Source organism: Pseudomonas bananamidigenes (genome assembly GCF_001679645.1).
GTDB lineage: Bacteria > Pseudomonadota > Gammaproteobacteria > Pseudomonadales > Pseudomonadaceae > Aquipseudomonas > Aquipseudomonas bananamidigenes.
Window position 1 is genome coordinate 208,874 of record NZ_LRUN01000022.1, and the last position, 18,269, is coordinate 227,142.

18 protein-coding genes are annotated in these 18,269 nt (G+C 62.4%); 15 read left to right on the top strand and 3 right to left on the bottom strand.

Translation table 11 applies throughout. From position 1 onward, the window contains the following. Nucleotides 1-55 precede the first annotated feature (55 nt). The 9 genes from BBF94_RS08800 to BBF94_RS08840 all read left to right on the top strand — a co-directional run bounded on the left by BBF94_RS08800 (nucleotide 56) and on the right by BBF94_RS08840 (nucleotide 7,768). Entirely contained in the window at nucleotides 56-802 is a 747-nt protein-coding gene (locus BBF94_RS08800) for an amino acid ABC transporter permease (protein WP_065258650.1), read from the top strand. Next, entirely contained in the window at nucleotides 802-1,473 is a 672-nt protein-coding gene (locus BBF94_RS08805) for an amino acid ABC transporter permease (protein WP_065258651.1), read from the top strand. The genes BBF94_RS08800 and BBF94_RS08805 overlap by 1 nt, the downstream gene beginning before the upstream one ends. Next, nucleotides 1,470-2,204: an amino acid ABC transporter ATP-binding protein gene (locus tag BBF94_RS08810; protein WP_065258652.1), complete on the top strand. Its 735-nt coding sequence runs from the start codon at nucleotides 1,470-1,472 to the stop codon at nucleotides 2,202-2,204. Before BBF94_RS08805 ends, BBF94_RS08810 begins: the two co-directional genes overlap by 4 nt. Nucleotides 2,205-2,360: 156 nt before the next feature. Continuing rightward, on the top strand, nucleotides 2,361-4,274 hold the full coding sequence (aauS, locus tag BBF94_RS08815) for a two-component sensor histidine kinase AauS (RefSeq protein WP_065258653.1): 1,914 nt from the start codon (nucleotides 2,361-2,363) through the stop codon (nucleotides 4,272-4,274). After that, nucleotides 4,271-5,599 (top strand): two-component response regulator AauR, encoded by a 1,329-nt coding sequence (aauR, locus tag BBF94_RS08820; RefSeq protein WP_065258654.1) that lies wholly within the window; start codon nucleotides 4,271-4,273, stop codon nucleotides 5,597-5,599. Before aauS ends, aauR begins: the two co-directional genes overlap by 4 nt. A 20-nt stretch (nucleotides 5,600-5,619) precedes the next feature. Next, entirely contained in the window at nucleotides 5,620-5,949 is a 330-nt protein-coding gene (locus BBF94_RS08825) for a GlpM family protein (protein WP_176704437.1), read from the top strand. Between the two features lie 112 nt (nucleotides 5,950-6,061). Beyond that, nucleotides 6,062-6,982 carry an arginase family protein gene (locus BBF94_RS08830; RefSeq protein WP_065258656.1) on the top strand — a complete coding sequence of 307 codons (921 nt, stop codon included), beginning with the start codon at nucleotides 6,062-6,064 and terminating at the stop codon, nucleotides 6,980-6,982. Next, on the top strand, nucleotides 6,979-7,353 hold the full coding sequence (locus BBF94_RS08835; protein ID WP_065258657.1) for a DMT family transporter: 375 nt from the start codon (nucleotides 6,979-6,981) through the stop codon (nucleotides 7,351-7,353). The genes BBF94_RS08830 and BBF94_RS08835 overlap by 4 nt, the downstream gene beginning before the upstream one ends. Before the next feature lie 31 nt (nucleotides 7,354-7,384). Further along, complete coding sequence (locus BBF94_RS08840; RefSeq protein WP_404820924.1) at nucleotides 7,385-7,768, top strand: DMT family transporter; 384 nt, start codon at nucleotides 7,385-7,387, stop codon at nucleotides 7,766-7,768. A gap of 45 nt (nucleotides 7,769-7,813) precedes the next feature. On the opposite strand, the gene BBF94_RS08845 is transcribed toward BBF94_RS08840, so the two are convergent. Next, on the bottom strand, nucleotides 7,814-8,680 hold the full coding sequence (locus tag BBF94_RS08845; protein WP_065258659.1) for a fatty acid desaturase family protein: 867 nt from the start codon (nucleotides 8,678-8,680) through the stop codon (nucleotides 7,814-7,816). A 67-nt stretch (nucleotides 8,681-8,747) separates the two neighbouring features. After that, on the bottom strand, nucleotides 8,748-9,509 hold the full coding sequence (locus BBF94_RS08850) for a MipA/OmpV family protein (RefSeq protein ID WP_065258660.1): 762 nt from the start codon (nucleotides 9,507-9,509) through the stop codon (nucleotides 8,748-8,750). A gap of 217 nt (nucleotides 9,510-9,726) precedes the next feature. On the opposite strand from BBF94_RS08850, the gene BBF94_RS08855 reads away from it, so the two are divergent. Genes BBF94_RS08855 through BBF94_RS08880 form a run of 6 tightly spaced genes read left to right on the top strand, consistent with a single transcriptional unit; the run spans nucleotide 9,727 to nucleotide 17,020 of the window. After that, nucleotides 9,727-10,425 carry an HAD-IB family phosphatase gene (locus tag BBF94_RS08855; protein ID WP_065258661.1) on the top strand — a complete coding sequence of 233 codons (699 nt, stop codon included), beginning with the start codon at nucleotides 9,727-9,729 and terminating at the stop codon, nucleotides 10,423-10,425. After that, nucleotides 10,418-11,812, top strand: a complete 1,395-nt coding sequence (locus BBF94_RS08860) for an aspartate aminotransferase family protein (protein ID WP_065258662.1) — start codon at nucleotides 10,418-10,420, stop codon at nucleotides 11,810-11,812. The genes BBF94_RS08855 and BBF94_RS08860 overlap by 8 nt, the downstream gene beginning before the upstream one ends. Further along, a complete protein-coding gene (locus BBF94_RS08865; protein ID WP_065258663.1) occupies nucleotides 11,809-12,690 on the top strand; it encodes an alpha/beta hydrolase in 882 nt (293 codons plus the stop codon). Before BBF94_RS08860 ends, BBF94_RS08865 begins: the two co-directional genes overlap by 4 nt. A 42-nt stretch (nucleotides 12,691-12,732) precedes the next feature. Then, nucleotides 12,733-13,860, top strand: a complete 1,128-nt coding sequence (locus tag BBF94_RS08870; RefSeq protein ID WP_065258664.1) for a GNAT family N-acetyltransferase — start codon at nucleotides 12,733-12,735, stop codon at nucleotides 13,858-13,860. Between the two features lie 9 nt (nucleotides 13,861-13,869). Continuing rightward, nucleotides 13,870-15,642, top strand: a complete 1,773-nt coding sequence (locus tag BBF94_RS08875) for a sensor histidine kinase (protein ID WP_065258665.1) — start codon at nucleotides 13,870-13,872, stop codon at nucleotides 15,640-15,642. Further along, complete coding sequence (locus tag BBF94_RS08880) at nucleotides 15,632-17,020, top strand: sigma-54-dependent transcriptional regulator (protein ID WP_065258666.1); 1,389 nt, start codon at nucleotides 15,632-15,634, stop codon at nucleotides 17,018-17,020. The genes BBF94_RS08875 and BBF94_RS08880 overlap by 11 nt, the downstream gene beginning before the upstream one ends. Nucleotides 17,021-17,073: 53 nt before the next feature. On the opposite strand, the gene BBF94_RS08885 is transcribed toward BBF94_RS08880, so the two are convergent. Continuing rightward, nucleotides 17,074-18,108, bottom strand: a complete 1,035-nt coding sequence (locus tag BBF94_RS08885; protein ID WP_065258667.1) for an alpha/beta fold hydrolase — start codon at nucleotides 18,106-18,108, stop codon at nucleotides 17,074-17,076. Nucleotides 18,109-18,269 lie beyond the last annotated feature (161 nt).

Consider the following 18,269-nt stretch of genomic DNA (forward strand, 5'->3'; position numbering starts at 1 on the left):
ACGGAGCTTCCCCAGGCGGGCACTTGTACATCGATCGAATCGAGGGGAGACCCTAATGAATTACAACTGGGACTGGGGCGTGTTCTTCAAGTCCACCGGCGTGGGCAGCGAGACCTATCTCGACTGGTTCATCTCCGGCCTGGGCTGGACCATCGCCATCGCCATCGTGGCCTGGATCATCGCCCTGATACTCGGCTCGCTGCTGGGCATCATGCGCACCGTGCCGAACCGCATCGTATCGGGCATCGCGACCTGCTACGTCGAACTGTTCCGCAACGTGCCGCTGCTGGTTCAGCTGTTCATCTGGTACTTCCTGGTGCCCGATCTGCTGCCGGAAAACCTGCAGGAGTGGTACAAGCAGGACCTGAACCCGACCACCTCGGCCTACCTGAGCGTCGTCGTGTGCCTGGGCCTGTTCACCGCCGCCCGGGTCTGCGAACAGGTTCGCACCGGTATCCAGGCGCTGCCACGCGGCCAGGAATCCGCCGCCCGCGCCATGGGTTTCAAGCTGCCGCAGATCTACTGGAACGTGCTGCTGCCCCAGGCCTACCGGATCATCATTCCGCCGCTCACCTCGGAATTTTTGAACGTGTTCAAGAACTCCTCCGTGGCCTCGCTGATCGGTCTGATGGAACTGCTGGCGCAAACCAAACAGACCGCCGAGTTCTCGGCCAACCTGTTCGAGGCGTTCACCCTGGCGACCCTGATCTATTTCACCCTGAACATGAGCCTGATGCTGCTGATGCGCATGGTCGAGAAGAAAGTCGCCGTGCCCGGCCTGATCTCCGTGGGGGGTAAATGATGGAATTCGATTTCAGTGGCATCGTCCCGGCCATTCCCGGCCTGTGGAACGGCATGCTGATGACCCTCAAGCTGATGGCGCTGGGCGTGGTCGGCGGGATCATCCTCGGCACCCTCCTCGCGTTGTGCCGTCTGTCCCATAACAGACTGCTGTCGAACCTCGCCGGCGCCTACGTCAACTATTTCCGCTCGATCCCGCTGCTGCTGGTGATCACCTGGTTCTACCTGGCGGTGCCGTTCGTGCTGCGCTGGATCACCGGCGAAGACACCCCGATCGGCGCGTTCACCTCGTGCATCGTGGCCTTCATGATGTTCGAAGCGGCGTACTTCTGCGAAATCGTCCGGGCCGGCGTGCAGTCGATCCCCAAAGGCCAGATGGGTGCCGCCCAGGCACTGGGCATGAACTACGGCCAGATGATGCGCCTGATCATCCTGCCCCAGGCGTTCCGCAAGATGACCCCGCTGCTGCTGCAGCAGAGCATCATCCTGTTCCAGGACACCTCGCTGGTCTACACCGTGGGCCTGGTGGACTTCCTCAACGCCTCGCGCGCCAGTGGCGACATCATTGGCCGTTCGAATGAGTTCCTGATCTTCGCAGGTCTCGTGTACTTCATCATCAGCTTTGCCGCCTCGCAGCTGGTCAAGCGTCTGCAAAAAAGGTTCGCCGTATGATTTCTATCAAGAACATCAACAAGTGGTATGGGGACTTCCAGGTGCTGACCAATTGCAGCACCGAGGTCAAGAAAGGTGAAGTGATCGTGGTCTGCGGGCCATCCGGTTCGGGCAAGTCGACCCTGATCAAGTGCGTCAACGCCCTTGAGCCGTTCCAGAAAGGCGACATCGTGGTCGACGGCACCTCGATTGCCGACCCGAAGACCGACCTGCCGAAACTGCGCTCGCGCGTGGGCATGGTGTTCCAGCATTTCGAACTGTTCCCGCACCTGACCATCACCGAGAACCTGACCATCGCGCAGATCAAGGTGCTGGGCCGCAGCAAGGAAGAAGCAACCAAAAAAGGCCTGCAATTGCTGGAGCGCGTCGGTCTGTCGGCGCATGCCCACAAACACCCGGGCCAGCTGTCCGGCGGCCAGCAGCAGCGTGTGGCCATTGCCCGTGCGCTGGCGATGGACCCGATCGTCATGCTGTTCGACGAGCCGACCTCGGCGCTGGATCCGGAAATGGTCAACGAAGTGCTGGACGTGATGGTGCAACTGGCCCACGAAGGCATGACCATGATGTGCGTGACCCACGAAATGGGCTTTGCCCGCAAGGTGGCGGATCGGGTGATCTTCATGGACAAGGGCCAGATCATCGAAGACTGCAAGAAGGAAGAGTTCTTCGGCGACATCAGCCAACGCTCCGAACGCGCGCAGCATTTCCTCGAGAAAATCCTGCAGCACTAAAACACTGCGATCCCTGTGGGAGCGGGCTTGCCCGCGAAGGGGCCCTGTCAGTTGTCGATGATGTCGACTGACAGACCGCTATCGCTGGCAAGCCAGCTCCCACAGGGGCAGTGGCAGCTTTCAGGTAAGTGTTGTGGTTGACCCAAGGCATCTGTGATGAAATGCGACCCCAATCTCTATCGCGCAACCACGCCATCACTTGCCGTGAAACCCCGTCTGATCCGCCATCTGTTCCTGCCGCCGCTGATCATCGTTTTGATGGTCGGTCTGGGGTATGCCGGCTTCTGGGTCAGTGAACACTTCGGCATTCGCAGCCTCAGCGAAAACGGCCAGCGCCAGCTCGAACTCAACGCCCGGGCCGTCGAAAGCGAAATCAGCAAATACACCTACCTGCCCAGCCTGCTGGAACTCGAATCCAGCGTTTCGCAGCTGCTCGGCGACCCGACCCCGGAGCACCGGCAAACGGTCAACGATTATCTGGAAGGCCTGAACCGGCGCAGCCGCAGTCGGGCCATCTACGTCATGGACACCACCGGTCGGGTCATGGCCACCAGCAACTGGCGCGATGTCGACAGCTATCTTGGGGAGGATCTGTCTTTCCGTGCCTATTTCCAGAACGCGGTGCGCGGCCAGCCCGGACGTTTCTACGGGATCGGCAGCACCAACGGTGAACCCGGCTATTACCTGGCCCACGGCCTGGAAGAACACGGCAAGATCATCGGCGTCGCGGTGGTCAAGGTGCGCATGGAAGCCATGGAGGAGCGCTGGCAACGGGCACGTCTGGAAGCCTTCGTCAGTGACGAGAACGGCATCATCATTCTCTCCAGCGATCCGGCCCGGCGCCTGAAATCCGTGGTGCCGCTGAGCGACGAGACCAAGGAAAAACTTGCCCGCAGCCTGCAGTATTACTGGTTCCCGCTCAACGAACTGCAACCGCTGGCCCGGGAAACCCTGGCCGAAGGCGTGGAAAAACTCACCTTCCCGGCCAACAGCGAAGTGCTGCCGCAACAGGACCGCGATGAAGAGAACATCAGCTACCTGGCGCAAACCCGGCCATTGAGCGACACCCCGTGGAATTTCACCCTGCTCACGCCGTTGCAGGATCTGCGGCGCGAAGCGATCAATCAGGGGATTCTGGTGGCGGTCGCCTTCGCGCTGGTGGCGTTCCTGCTGATTGCCTGGAACGAGCGGCGCAAGGTCATCGCCACCCGCCTCGCCGCCCGCGAGGCCCTGCAGGAAGCCAACAATCAGCTGGAGCGTCGGATTACCGAACGCACCGCCGACCTGCGTGCCAGCAACGAACGGCTCAAAAGCCAGATCCGTGAACGCCGTCAGGCCGAAGAAACCCTGCGCCGTGCCCAGGACGAACTGGTGCAGGCCGGCAAACTCGCGGCCATCGGCCAGATGTCCACCAGCATCGCCCACGAACTCAACCAGCCGCTGGCGGCGATGCGCACGCTGTCGGGCAACACCGTGCGTTTTCTGGAGCGCGGCCAGCTCGACGTCGCCAGCACCAACCTCAAGACCATCAACGACCTGATCGACCGTATGGGCCGGATCACCGCCAGCCTGCGCTCGTTCGCCCGGCGCGGCGACGACAAGGGCCGCGCCAGCCTTGGCAAAGCGGTGGACGCCGCGCTGCAAGTGCTGGGCGCACGGGTCGAACACGCCGCCCTGCAGATTCATCGCCGGTTCGACGATGTCCAGGTGCAGATCGACCAGACACGGCTGGAACAGATTCTGGTCAACCTGATCGGCAACGCCCTCGACGCCATGCAGGCACAACCGTTGCCGGAACTGTGGCTGGAAGGCGAAGCCTTCGACGGCAAATATCGCCTGCGGGTGCGCGACAACGGTCACGGCATCGACGCCGAAGCGCGCAAGCATCTGTTCGAGCCGTTCTTCACCACCAAACCCGGCGAACAGGGCCTGGGCCTCGGCCTGACCCTCTCCGCCAGTCTGGCGGCCGCCACCGGCGGGCATCTGGGTGTCGAACACCCGGCCGGCGGTGGCACTACTTTCGTCCTCAGTTTACCGTTGGTAAGCCCTGACCCTGCCGAGCCAATATGAACAACGACCTTAGTGTGCTGATCGTCGAAGACGATCCCCATGTGCTGCTCGGCTGCCAGCAGGCACTGGCCCTGGAAGACATCCCCTGCATCGGCGTCGGCAGTGCCGAGGAAGCGCTGGAGCAGGTCGGTGACAACTTCGCCGGCATCGTCATCAGCGACATTCGCCTGCCCGGCATCGATGGCCTGGAACTGCTGACCCGCCTCAAGCAACGGGACCGCAGCCTGCCGGTGGTGCTGATCACCGGTCACGGCGACATCTCCATGGCCGTCGGCGCCATGCAGAAAGGCGCCTATGACTTCATGGAAAAACCGTTCTCTCCGGAACGTCTGGTGGACGTCGCCCGGCGTGCGCTGGAGCAACGCAGCCTGGCCCGCGAAGTCTCGTCCCTGCGTCGGCAACTGGCCGAACGCGATTCCCTTGAAGGACGGATCATCGGACGCTCGCCGGCCATGCAGAACCTGCGCGAGCTGATCGCCAACGTCGCCGACACCTCGGCCAACGTATTGATCGAAGGCGAAACCGGCACCGGCAAGGAACTGGTCGCCCGTTGTCTGCACGACTTCAGCCGTCGCCACGGCAAACAGTTCGTCGCCCTGAACTGCGGAGGTCTGCCGGAGAACCTGTTCGAAAGCGAAATCTTCGGCCACGAGGCCAACGCCTTCACCGGCGCCGGCAAGCGGCGCATCGGCAAGATCGAGCACGCCGACGGCGGCACGCTGTTCCTCGATGAAGTGGAAAGCATGCCGCTGCCGTTGCAGATCAAACTGCTGCGGGTGTTGCAGGAGCGCACCCTCGAACGCCTCGGCTCGAACCAGAGCGTGGCGGTGGATTGCCGGGTGATCGCGGCGACCAAGTCCGACCTCGACGAATCGAGCAAGGCCGGGGAGTTTCGCAGTGACCTGTATTACCGCCTCAACGTGGTGACACTGGAACTGCCACCGCTGCGCGAGCGCCGCGAAGACATCCTGCAACTGTTCGAACACTTCACCCAGCAGTCGGCCCTGCGCTTCGATCGCACCTTGCCGGAGCTGGACAACCAGACCCTGTCCAGCCTGATGAGCCACGACTGGCCGGGCAACGTGCGCGAGTTGCGCAACGTCGCCGAGCGCTTCGCTCTCGGTCTGCCGGCGTTCAAGAAGTCCGGTGCCGGCAGCGGCGGGCAAGGTCTGGCATTCGCCGAAGCGGTGGAAGCCTTCGAACGCAACCTGCTCAGCGATGCCCTGCAGCGCAGCGGCGGCAACCTGACCCAGGCCAGTCTGGAGCTGGGCATGGCCAAGACCACGCTGTTCGACAAAGTGAAAAAATACGGCCTGAGCCATTAAGCGAGAACGATGTGGATCTGATTTTCAAAGCCTTTCTCGGTGCGGCGGTGGTGGTGATCCTCGCCATGCTGGCCAAAACCAAAAACTATTACATCGCCGGTCTGGTGCCGCTGTTTCCGACCTTTGCCCTGATCGCCCACTACATCGTCGGCAAGGGTCGCTCGGTCGATGATCTGAAGACCACCATCGTGTTCGGCATGTGGTCGATCATTCCGTATTTCGTGTATCTCGCGACGTTGTACGTGATGGTCGACCGGCTGCGCCTCGAAGCTTCGCTGGCCGTTGCCGCAGTGGCATGGCTGATGGCGGCAACCGTGCTGGTCAGCGTCTGGGTACGCCTGCACGCCTGACGCCAAAAAGGCTGGCCCGTCCCTTGCATTTACCCCGAAATGCCCGTCCGGCCGGCGCTCATGTTCGATGAGGCCGGTGTCTGGGAGGGTCTGCCAAGGGTGAATTGCGACCTTGAACATTTTAGATCTCGACCACAGCCTGACCGCTCAGGCGTCCATCGCGCGGCTGCTCGACAGTGGCCGTGCCCGGCGCCTGGACCTGCTCGACCTCGGCCCGAAACTGCGGCTCTGGTCCAGCGAGCGCACCTTCCGCCGCTTTGCCGAACGCCTGCGCGAGCGGCCCCGGCACAGCGGCCCTGCACCGGAAATCTTTTTCGTCGGCTCCGGCGACTACCACCATCTGACGCCCGCGTTCCTGACTGACCTGCCGGAGCCGGTGAGCCTGATCCACTTCGACAACCATCCCGACTGGGTGCACTTCGCGCCCCGTCGCCATTGCGGCTCGTGGGTCAATCAGGCGCTGAAACTGCCGAACATCGAACGTATCGTCACCCTCGGCCCGTGCAGCGACGATCTGCAAAATCCGCAGATCAAGGGCGGCAATCTCGGGGCGCTCAAACGCGGGGTGTTGCAGCTGTTTCCGTGGCAGCACCCGCCGTCGAAAGTCTGGGGTCGGGTCGGTGACGGCGCCGGCCATCAGCAACAGGAAAACCTGCTGCACTGGCACAATCTGGCCGATCAGGACTGGTCGGCGTTTCTCGACCGGATGATCGCCAGTCTTCCGACCAAAGCCGTGTGGATCACCATCGACAAGGACGTGCTGGCCAGCGAAGACGCCGCGACCAATTGGGATCAGGGCCAGATGCGTCTGAGCCACTTGCTTCAGGCCATTCGCAGCCTGGCGGCCAGCAAGCGCGTGCTCGGCATCGACATTTGCGGTGAATTCGCCCGTCCGGCCTTCAGCAATGCGTTCAAGCGCTGGGAAGCCAGGTCCGACCAGCCCCCGGCCGAACGCTGGAGCGAGACCGATCTGCTGCGCAACTCGGCGACCAATCAGGCGCTGATCGAGTTGTTCGAGGAGCTGTTCCCATGACCTTGACCGTGATTTTGCTGGTGGCGTTTTCCATCGTGCTGGACGTGATAGGCCAGCTCTGTTTCAAGCTCGGCCTGGACCGTTTGCCAGAACTGGAAGGCGGTTTTCGGCTGGGCGCGTTCTGGGGCCAGGTGTTCAATGCGCCGCTGCTGTGGTGCGGGATCGGCGCCTACGTGATCGAGTTTTTCGTCTGGCTCGAAGCGCTGTCCCGGGCGCCGCTGAGCCTGTTGTTCCCCGCCGCCGCACTGGCCTATTGCGGCGTGGTGCTGGCCGGCAAGCAGTTCCTCGGCGAAACCGTCAGCCGCCGACGCTGGCTGGGCACTCTGGTGATTACGGCGGGCGTGATGCTCGTGTGTGTCGGCCATGCCTGATTCTCAACTGATACTCAAAAGGAATGGCTCGATGGACTGGCTGCACGGCCGCCTCGGCACCGTGGTGCTCTGGGCGTTGCTGATCATTCTGGAAAGTGGTGGACAGATCGCGACCAAGATCGGCGGCGATCAACTGGGGCAAATGGACTTCACCCTGCAATGGCTGCTCGGCGTCGCCCAGGCGCCGGGCGTGCTGGTGGCAATCGCCTGTTACATCGGCGCGTTCTTTGTCTGGATGCTGATTCTGCGGCGCAGCAGCCTGTCCCTGGCGTTCCCGCTCAGTTCGCTGGTGTTCGTCGGCGTGTTGCTGGGATCGTGGCTGGGGCTGGGTGAACAGATCAGCCTGCTGCACTGGCTGGGGGTGGCCGTGATCATGGGCGGCATCGCGCTGCTGGCCGAAGGTGAGGAAAACTGAGGTGAACGGTCGTGGGAGCCTGCGGGCTCCCACGGTTTCGGCGACTCAATCCTTGCGATGCGCCACCAGAAACCCGAGGCCATGGGCCACCGGAATGTCCTTCACCCCCGCCTCCCGCTGCTGCCCGGCGATCTCCCGATGAAACGCCTTGACCCGGATCCAGTGCATTTTCGGCCGGTAGTGATGCTCGGCGTGGTAGCCGTTGTTCATCCACAGCAGGTTGTACAGCGGGCTGTAGGCGCTGACGCCCCAGGCGATGGGCGAATCCGGGTTGCCGCCAAAATGCTCGTAGTAACCGTTGAGCGAAGACAGCGCCTGGCCCAGATACCAGAACGGCAGCAACACCAGCACCGCCCGCCAGTCACAGATTGCCAGCCCGGCGTAGAACGCCAGCGTCACAGCGATTTCAACCTTGACCCAACGCGCATCGGCGGGACGCTTGCGCCGCATCTCGTCGTAGATCGGCTTGGGGTCGTCACGAAAGAAACTCAGAAAGGTGTAGGCCCAGGGATTCTCGGGCTGGCCATTCTTGCCGCGCTGATAGATCGACAGCGGATCGATGGTCTTGCCATCCGCCCCCGGCCGGTCCGAGTTGCCCCGGTGATGGCGGTTGTGGATATCGCGGTAGAGGGTCTGGGAAAAACCGATGGTCACCGACAGCAGCAGGTCAAAGGCGCGATTGAGCCATGCCGGGGTGAAGTAGGCGTTATGGATCTGGTTGTGGGAAATGCTGTTGATGCTCCATGACAGGCTCACCGCATAGCCCAGCGCCAGTGGCACCAGCGCCCACCAGGACAGCGCATGAAAGGCCAGGACCAGCCACACCACGAAGGCAAAGTGGGCCAGGCCGAGGGCGACGGGAATCAGGTCCCACAACGAGTGGGCCAGCAGACGGTAAGCAGGGCGAGCCATGAAGAACATCCTGAAACAATGGGTTCGTCACGGCTGTCTGCAAAGGCCAGACCAGTTCCCGCCGGGGTCACTTGAATTTATAGGCGATCGCCATCTGCACCTCGCCCTGGTTGGTGTCGCCGACGCTTTTCACGATGCTGCTGTCAGCCGCCGAGTTCGTCAGGTGAATCCAGCTCGCACTGGTCACCAGCGACCATTGCGGCCCAAGCGGAAACTCGAAACTCTGGGTCAACGCGATGTTCTGCAGGCCGCCACCGGCGTTATAGGCACGGATGCCGGACGTCAGGGTTTCCTTGTCGCTGACACCGAAGAACGTATTGTTCTGCCGGGCGTTGGCGAAATGCGCGGTCAGGTTGCTGCTGCCGATCACGCCGCCACCCAGGGGATAGCCGATTTCGCCGCCGACCCGACCGAGCACGCCGCCCTGCCCGCCATTACCGCCGATGGCCTGGCCAACGAAGGCGAACACCCGCCAGAAGTCAGCCGGTGCGTACTGCACGAAACCACCGGCCTCGGCCATGTCCGGCACATCGCGCAAGCCGCGCAGTTCGCCGTTGGACGTGCGGCCCGGCAGGTAATTCAGGTAGGGCCCGGCACTGAAACCATTGGTCTTCAACGCACTCCAGGTCAGGCCGTCGTCGGTACTGAGGCTGACATCGCCCCAGTCCAGGTCCAGATACGGCAACGGACGGGTTTCATAACGGCTGCCACTCGGGTCATGGGGCTGATAGCCCAGGCCCGCGCCCGCTTCCCCGGTAATCCTGTCCGCGAATGCGCTGGCCGAAAAAGCGCTCAGCGCCACGAGTAAAAACAGTGTCTTCCTCTTCATGAGGCCATTCCTTTAATTGAACATGCGCGCATCAACCCCCGGATGCCACCCGCCACGCAAGCACTCATGTTGTTTGTAGCGAGCTACAAAAATTGTAGCTTCGAATGGCCAAAGCGCCTCATCGGCCCCGCCCGCAAGGGCTCCCGGCACTTGGCACAGTCCCTGCTCTACCCCCCGGCAAGCGCACACAACGCGCTCTGACCAATAGGTAATGCAGATGATTGACTGGCATATCGTGTGTGATTTCGACGGGACCATCACCCGCACCGACGTGATCGACAGCATCCTCGAACGCTTCGCCGACCCGAGTTGGGAAACGATCGAAAACCAGTGGCTGGCCGGTGAAATCGGTTCCCGTGAATGCCTCAGCCGCCAGCTCTCGCTGGTCAAGGCCACGCCCGGCCAATTGCTGGAATTCTTCGACAGCATCGAGATCGATCCGGACTTCCCCGACTTCGTCGATCACGCCATCGGCCTGGGCGCTTCGTTCGAAGTGGTCAGCGACGGCATCGAGCAAGGCATCGCGCGGATTCTTTCGCGCAACTACGTGACCCTGCTGCCGATCCTCGCCAACCGTCTGCGACAACTCGATCACGAGAGCTGGCGCATCGACTTCCCGCATTCCAGCGATGCCTGCCGCGCGGCCTCCGGCAACTGCAAATGCAAATCCACGCCCGGCAACAAACGGGTGCTGGTGATCGGCGACGGCCAGTCCGACATGTGCGTGTCCTCCACCGCCGACTTCGTCTTCGCCAAGGGTCGCCTCGCCGATTACTGCGAGCGCCACGCGATCCCTTACGCCCGCTTCGACAGTTTCGCCGAACTGCCAGCGCTGCTGGCCCTGCTGCCAAAAGCCAGCGCCGCCAACGCCACCACTTTCAACCCGGAAACCCAGGAACTCTTCCACCATGTCTGATATTCGAATCGCTACCCAGGAAGACCAGATCCTTCTGGAAAAAGAAGCCAAATACTGCTCCTACGGCGACACCGTTCACTACATCGAACCGCCGCGCATCTTCAGCCGCTGCGAAGGTTCCTACGTCTGGGATACCGAAGACCAGGCCTACCTCGACCTGCAGATGTGGTACTCGGCGGTCAACTTCGGTTACGCCAACCCGCGCCTGAACAATGCGTTGAAACAGCAGATCGACACCCTGCCGCAGATCGCCAGCCAATACCTGCACAAGGGCAAGATCGAGCTGTCGGAAATGATCGCCGTGGACGCCAAGAACAAGTTCGGCCTCGACGGTCGCGTGCACTTCAACGTCGGCGGTTCGCAGTCCATCGAGGACTCGCTGAAGGTCGTGCGTAACGCCAGCAACGGCAAGAGCCTGATGTTCGCCTTCGAAGGCGGCTACCACGGTCGTACCCTCGGCGCCTCGTCGATCACCTCCAGCTACCGCTATCGCCGCCGCTACGGCCACTTCGGCGAACGCGCCAACTTCATCCCGTTCCCGTACCACTTCCGCGGCCCGAAAGGCATGACCAAGGAAGAATACGGCAGCCATTGCGTGCAGCAGTTCGCCCGCCTGTTCGAGACTGAATACAACGGTGTCTGGGACCCGAAAGTCGGCGCCAGCGAATACGCCGCGTTCTACGTCGAACCGATCCAGGGCACCGGCGGCTATGTGATCCCGCCGATGAACTTCTACAGCGAACTCAAGCATGTGCTGGACCAGCACGGCATCCTGCTGGTGGTCGACGAAATCCAGATGGGCTTCTATCGCACCGGCAAGCTGTGGTCGATCGAACACTTTGACGTCAAACCGGACGTGATCGTCTTCGGCAAGGCGCTGACCAACGGCCTCAACCCGCTGGGCGGCATCTGGGCGAAGGAAGAGCTGATCAACCCGAAAGTCTTCCCGCCAGGCTCGACCCATTCCACCTTCGCCTCCAACCCGCTGGGCACGGCGGTAGGCCTGGAAATGTTCAAGATGACCAGCGAAGTCGACTACGGCGCGATGGTCATGGCCAAGGGCAAATACTTCCTTGAAGGCCTGCAGGATCTGCAGAAGCGCTACCCGATCATCGGCGACGTCGATGGTCTGGGCCTGGCGCTGCGCTGCGAAATCTGCGCCCCGGACGGTTTCACCCCGGACAAGGCCACCCTGGACTTCATGGTCGAGGAAGGCATGAAAGGCGACATCGAAATCGACGGGCGCAAACTGGGCCTGATCCTCGACGTGGGCGGTTACTACAAGAACGTGATCACCCTCGCGCCTTCGCTGGAAATCAGCTACCCGGAAATCGACCTGGGCCTCGCCCTGCTCGACCGTCTGCTGGCCCGGGCGATGAAGCGATGAACGCGGCCGGGATCGATCTGGGCGAAGGTGACGCCGGTTTCGTTCTCGGCACGGGGGAGGTCGGGGTGTTGTTGATCCACGGCCTCACCGGCACCCCGACGGAGTTGCGTCGGGTCGCCGTGGGACTGGCCAAGGCCGGTTGCACGGTGTACGTGCCGACCCTGGCCGGACACTGCGGCGGCAACGCCGACCTGCAGGCCACCGGCTGGCGTGACTGGTACGAAGGCGTGCGCAAGACCTTCGTCGGCATCCGTCGCCAGCACAGCAAGGTATTCGTCGGCGGCCTGTCGATGGGTGCGGTGATGTCGATGTACGTGGCGTCCGAGCATCCGGGTCAGGTGGCCGGGTTGCTGATGTATTCCACGACGCTCAAGTACGACGGCTGGAGCATCCACAAACTGGCATTCCTGACGCCGTTGCTGATGAAAATCCCGTTCGGTGTGCACATCTGCAGGTTCGAAGAGAAACCGCCCTACGGCATCAAGAACGAGCGCCTGCGGGCCATCGTCGAGCGGCAGATGAAAGAAGGCCACAGCAGTGAGGCCGGCCTGTTGACCATGGAAGGCGTGACGGTGCGCGAACTGCACCGGATGAACGCCGTGGTGCGCAAACGCATGCCTTCGATCACCGTGCCGGCACTGGTGCTGCATTCCATCGAGGACGACATCACCAGTCGCTGGAATGCCGACTATGTGGAACGCAAGCTCGGCGGCGAAGTGGTGAAGATCCTGCTGGACGACTGCTATCACATGATCACCGTCGATCTGCAGTACCGACGTGTCGTGGAACTGAGCGTGCAATTCATCGACAACCACCGCACCGACCTTGCGTCCTCCGCTCATTCCCTGCCCACCGAGGAATACCGGCAGCGAGCGTGAAGCGACTGCAAAACGACCTGCCATGCCGGTTAAGGAAACGACGTGATCACGGCCCAAGCCTTTTCAACCATCGAAGCGATTGATCGCGACGCGTGGAATGCCTGCTTTCCCGATGAACTCGAAGACTGGGCCTACTATCGCGCCATTGAACGGGCCGGCATCGAGGGCTTTCAGTGGCGCTATCTGGCGTTGTTCGAAGAGCAGCGCCTGATTGCGGGGGTCGTGGCGTTTACCACCGCGTATTCGCTGGACACCACCCTGCAAGGCACCGGCAAACGTGTCAGCCAGTGGCTGCGCCGGCAATGGCCGGGGCTGTTCGACATTCGTCTGTACGCCCTCGGTTCGCCGGTGGCCGAGCAATGCCATGTCGGCACGCTCCCGTCACTCGATCCGGCCCGTTTGCCATCGCTGTTCGCGCACCTGCTGAAACTGGCCCGCGAGGATGCGGATCAGGCCGGGATCGGCCTGCTGGCGGTCAAGGACGCTTCCCATCGCAATCCGTCATGGCTGCAAGCCTGTCACGCAGCCGGATTGCAAAGCATGCCGGGACTGCCCGGTGCCGAGCTGCCGATCACCTTCGCCTCGGTCGACGCCTACCTTGGCACGTTGGGTAAATCCACCCGCAAGGAGCTGCGCCGGACTTTGCGCGGAACCGGCCCGCGCATCGAATGGCGACGTTCGGTGGACGACCTCCTGCCGACCATGATGCGGCTCTACGAAGCCACGCTGGCGCGCAGCGACCTGGCCTTCGAATGCCTGCCGGCGGCCTATTTCCGCCAGGTGCTGGAACACCTCGACGAACGCGCCGCCTGCGTCCTGTACTGGGTCGGCGATGAGCTGGTCGCGTTCAACCTGGTGCTGCTGGACGAACAGCGTCTGGTGGACAAGTTCTTCGCCCACGATCTGGCCCGCACCCGCGAGCACAAGCTGTACATGCGCAGCTGGCTGGCGAATGTCGGCTACTGTATTGAACACCGGATTCCGATCTACGCGTGCGGCCAGGCCGGTTATGCCAGTAAGCTGCGCCTGGGCTGTTCGTTCATCGGCAATACGGTGTTTTTCCGCCATCGCCATCCCGTACTCAATCACCTGCTGCGGCTGGTGAAGATTTTCATCCGCCCGGACCGCACCGATCCGGCCATGGCGACCGCGATAAGCGAACAACAATAAGCGAGCATGATGAGCAGAGACCGACGCGCCACCGCCCGACCCTTCGCCCTTTCCGGCTGGAGCCTGCAACGCAAACTGGTGCTGGCGTTCTGGCTGGTCAGCGTGGTTCCGACCATGATCGCCGCCGAACTGGCGGCCACCACCCTGTCGCAGATTTTCGACAGCAACGTGCGCATCTGGCTGCAGGAATCGACCAAGATCGTCGAGGACGAAATCCGCGAGATCGTGCGCGACAATGCCCGGGCCGCTCAGCTGTTCCTGCGCTATACCCGTCCGCCTACGGACCGGCAGTCGTCCAGACGCGACAAGCTCACCGCCGACATTGCCGACTCCATGGGTATCGACGTGGTCGCACTGATGCGCAACAGCGATCACAAGGTGGTGTTCAGCACCGCCGCCGACGACATCGTGCGGCAGATCAGCACCGCGCCCAAAGCCGTGTTGCAGACGTTGCAGGTCGGCGGCGTGGCGACCGGTGCCGTGGTCTCGACCTTCGAGTCCGAGCAGGACGGCACCGACTACAAACTGATCGTGGTGACCTACCTCGACAACAGCTTCCTCACCAGCGTCGCCGACGTGCATTCCCTGGACCTGCGCCTGTACCTGGCCAGGGACGCGGATTTCTCCGAGATCTTTTCCACTCAGCGCTTCGAAGATCATCCGGCGATCGTGCCGGAAAACATCGAACAGCAACTGCGCAGCACCCGCCAGCCGATCGAGCAGTCGACCAACCGCTACAGCGGCATCTACCGACCGATCCTCAACGAAAACGGCGAGCTGCAAGGCGTGGTATTCAGCGGTCTGCTGCGCCACACCACGCTGGTGGGACTGGTCAATCAGAGCAACCTGTTCATCCTCATCTTCATTCTCAGTTCGGCGGCTTCGCTGGCGGTGGGCTGGCTGGTGTCGGAACGCCTGACCAAGCCGCTGCGGGGGCTGGCCAAAGGCGTGCAAGCGGTGATCGCCGGGGATTACCGCCAGCGCCTGCCGGTCACCGGCGGCGATGAACTGGCGGAACTGAGCAGCATCTTCAACCACATGAGCGAACGCCTCGGCGAGTTGCAGCATCTGGAGTCGCAACTGCGGCGCCGTGACCGTCTGCACGCCCTGGGCGAGGTGGCGATGGGCCTGGCTCATGAAATCCGCAACCCGCTGGGCATCATCAAGACCGCCACGCAACTGTTGCACCGGCGCGCCGACCTGCCGGAGACCGACAAGCGTCATCTGGAATACGTGGTCAGTGAAGTCAGCCGCATCAATGACCTGATAACCGAGTTTCTCGACTTCGCCAAACCCAGTGCACCACTGCGTTCGACCCAACTGGCACGGCCCTTGGTGGATGATCTGGTGGGTTTCTGCGCGCCGGAGCTGGCCAGTCACAAGATCGACGTGCGGATCGACGACCGTGCGCCGGGTGCGACCTTGTACGCCGATGCAAAGCAACTCAGACAGGCGGGCCTGAACCTGATCGTCAACGCCATCGACGCCATGCCCGACGGCGGTCGTCTGACCCTGGGCATTCACACCGACGAAAACAATACGGTCCTCAGTATCAGCGACACGGGCCAGGGCATCGAAGCGGACATGCTCGAACGGATCTTCACACCGTTCGTCACCACCAAGGCGTCCGGCACCGGGCTCGGTCTGGCCAAAGTCTTTTCGATCATGGAAAACCATGACGGGCGCATCGAGTGCGTCAGCGAAAAAGATGCCGGAGCCACCTTCAGCCTGTACATTCCGGCCAACGGTGAAGATTTCGACGAGGACAGCGATGACGCATAACGTACTGGTGGTGGACGACGAGCCCAAGCTCTGCGACCTGCTGGCATCGGCCCTGAGTCAGAACGACATTGCGGTGTTCACCGCCAGTAACGGCCTGCACGCGCTCAAGGTGCTGGAGTCCGAAGACATCGATCTGGTGATCAGCGACTGGCGCATGCCCGGCATGGACGGCCCGCAATTGCTGGCGGAAATCAAGACCCGTTACCCGCAGTTGCCGGTGATCGTGATGACCGCCTACAGCACGGTGAAAAACGCCGTGCAGTCGATGCGCAACGGCGCCTTCGACTACATCGCCAAACCCTTCGACATCGATGAGCTGGACATCACCGTCAGCAAGGCCCTGCAATTTCGCGACATCCTCAAAGACAATCTGCGCATGCGCGCCGAACTCGACGAGCATCAGCAGATCGACAGTCTGGTGGGCGACAGCCCGAGCTTTCGCCGGGTCCTGAGCGCGATCGACTCGGTGCGCGAAAGCAACGCCACCATCCTGCTGACCGGCGAAAGCGGCACCGGCAAGGAAATGGTCGCCCGGGCCATCCACAAGCACGGCAATCGCGCCGACAAGCCGTTTGTCGCGGTCAACTGCGCGGCGATCCCGGAAGGACTGCTGGAAAGCGAAATGTTCGGCCACCGCAAGGGCGCGTTCACCGGCGCGGTATCGGACCGGATCGGGCGCTTCCAGCAGGCGGACAAGGGCACGCTGTTTCTCGATGAAATCGGTGAGATGCCCCTGGCGTTGCAGGCGAAGATCCTGCGTGCCCTGCAGGAACGCGTCATCGAACCGGTGGGTGATCCGCGCGAGCGCAAGGTCGATGTGCGAGTCATCGCCGCGACCAACAAGAACCTGCTGGACGCGGTGGCCAACAAGGAGTTTCGCGAAGACCTGTATTACCGCCTCAACGTGTTCCCGATTCCGTTGCCGGCCTTGCGTGAGCGGGTCGAAGACATCGCCCCGCTGGCCCGGCATTTCGCCCACACCCTGGGTGCTGCTGCGGGCAAACGCTTCAGCGGTTTCAGTGCCGAGGCGTTGCAGGCGATGGCCCGTTATTCGTGGCCGGGAAACATTCGTGAACTGCAGAACTGCGTCGAGCGCGCAACCATCGTTGCTTCCGGCGCGCAGATCGAAGAGCAGGACCTGCCGGCGTATCTGTTTGCCTCACAGCCGAGCGAGCCGGGTGCTCCGGTTGCCGAAGGCAGCGTGCCGGCCGACCTGGAAGCGGCGCTGGCCGAGGTGGAGAAAGCCTACATCCTCGCCGCGCTGGCGCAGAGCAACGGTGTGCAGGCTGCGGCGGCGCAGCTGATCGGGATTTCCGAGCGCAGTTTCTGGTATCGATTGAAGAAACTGGGGATTCACGTGGACAAGATCGTGCGCTGAATTCAGTTCACGATGCCGCCCCGGGACTCGCTCATGATCTGCACGATCCCCCGCTAGAGCAGGTTGCGCTCGCCCACCGGTTCGATCTGCGCCCAGTGCGAGGTGTCTTCACGGTGCTGCTGCAGATACGGCAGCACCGCCGCCAGCAACGGCGCCTTGAACGCCTCCTGAAAGCGATGGGCCAGGCCCGGAATCAGCTTCAACTGACTGCCCCGAATGTGTGCCGCCAGATGCACGCCGTGCATCACCGGCAGCAACGGATCCGCCGTGCCGTGCACCACCAGGGTCGGCACCCGCAATTGGTTGAGCAGCGCCACCCGGCTCGGTTCGGCGAGGATCGCCATGATCTGGCGTTTCACGCCTTCGGGTTTGAACGCCCGGTCATAGGCCACCGCCGCCTGATGCAACAGGACCTGGCGATCATCGGTCACCATCGGGCTGCCCAGCGCCGCCAGCAGATCGGCCTGTTGCTCCAGCGCCACTTCGCGATTGGGTGCTCCGCGCCGCGACAACAGCTGCACCAGCGCCGCGCTCGGTGCCGGCAAACCTTCGGCGCCGGAGCTGGTCATGATCAGCGTCAGGCTCTCGACCCGTTGCGGCGCCATGGCCGCCAGATGCTGGGCGATCATCCCGCCCATGCTCGCGCCGAGCACGTGGAATTGCTCGACATGCAACGCGTCCATCAGGCCCAGCGCATCGTCGGCCATGTCGGTCAGGCTGTAAGGCGCCGCCACCGGCAGGCCGAGTTTGTAGCGCAAGACTTCAAACGTCAGGTTGGCCTCGGCCGGTGCCTGGCGCCAGGTCGACAGCCCGACATCGCGGTTGTCATAGCGAATTACCCGGAAACCCTGTTGACAGAGCGCGACCACCACTTCGTCCGGCCAGTGGATCAACTGCCCGCCCAGGCCCATCACCAGCAGCAACGCCGGATCCGACGCACGACCGATGCTCTGGTACGCCAGGCTCACCTGTGCCAGATCGACCCGTTCGGTCGGTACATTGACGTCGCAACGCGACGCCGCAAAAGACGTCTGCCCGAAAAAAACCGCGGCCAACAACGCCGCGATTGCACAAATTCCCTTGAACATGAAAAACACCGAAACGCAGAACCCCAGTAGAGCGCGAGTCTGATGAAGTTTGTTCAAGCGCGCTGCCACAGTTCGATGACAGTTTGATGAAGAGTGCCGAGCGGTCGAACGTGCCGATAACTATGTAGCACCCGGGCACCTGGTGGTTTTCCTTGAATGGC

Excerpts from the sequence above, each read along its gene's own strand:
- BBF94_RS08865 (WP_065258663.1), top strand. The coding sequence starts at position 11,809 with ATGAACGCGGCCGGGATCGATCTGGGCGAAGGTGACGCCGGTTTCGTT.
- BBF94_RS08855 (WP_065258661.1), top strand. The coding sequence starts at position 9,727 with ATGATTGACTGGCATATCGTGTGTGATTTCGACGGGACCATCACCCGC.
- BBF94_RS08805 (WP_065258651.1), top strand. The coding sequence starts at position 802 with ATGGAATTCGATTTCAGTGGCATCGTCCCGGCCATTCCCGGCCTGTGG.
- BBF94_RS08840 (WP_404820924.1), top strand. The coding sequence starts at position 7,385 with ATGGACTGGCTGCACGGCCGCCTCGGCACCGTGGTGCTCTGGGCGTTG.
- aauS (WP_065258653.1), top strand. The coding sequence starts at position 2,361 with ATGAAATGCGACCCCAATCTCTATCGCGCAACCACGCCATCACTTGCC.
- BBF94_RS08835 (WP_065258657.1), top strand. The coding sequence starts at position 6,979 with ATGACCTTGACCGTGATTTTGCTGGTGGCGTTTTCCATCGTGCTGGAC.
- BBF94_RS08810 (WP_065258652.1), top strand. The coding sequence starts at position 1,470 with ATGATTTCTATCAAGAACATCAACAAGTGGTATGGGGACTTCCAGGTG.
- BBF94_RS08860 (WP_065258662.1), top strand. The coding sequence starts at position 10,418 with ATGTCTGATATTCGAATCGCTACCCAGGAAGACCAGATCCTTCTGGAA.
- BBF94_RS08880 (WP_065258666.1), top strand. The coding sequence starts at position 15,632 with ATGACGCATAACGTACTGGTGGTGGACGACGAGCCCAAGCTCTGCGAC.
- aauR (WP_065258654.1), top strand. The coding sequence starts at position 4,271 with ATGAACAACGACCTTAGTGTGCTGATCGTCGAAGACGATCCCCATGTG.
- BBF94_RS08850 (WP_065258660.1), bottom strand. The coding sequence starts at position 9,509 with ATGAAGAGGAAGACACTGTTTTTACTCGTGGCGCTGAGCGCTTTTTCG.
- BBF94_RS08885 (WP_065258667.1), bottom strand. The coding sequence starts at position 18,108 with ATGTTCAAGGGAATTTGTGCAATCGCGGCGTTGTTGGCCGCGGTTTTT.
- BBF94_RS08845 (WP_065258659.1), bottom strand. The coding sequence starts at position 8,680 with ATGGCTCGCCCTGCTTACCGTCTGCTGGCCCACTCGTTGTGGGACCTG.
- BBF94_RS08875 (WP_065258665.1), top strand. The coding sequence starts at position 13,870 with ATGAGCAGAGACCGACGCGCCACCGCCCGACCCTTCGCCCTTTCCGGC.
- BBF94_RS08800 (WP_065258650.1), top strand. The coding sequence starts at position 56 with ATGAATTACAACTGGGACTGGGGCGTGTTCTTCAAGTCCACCGGCGTG.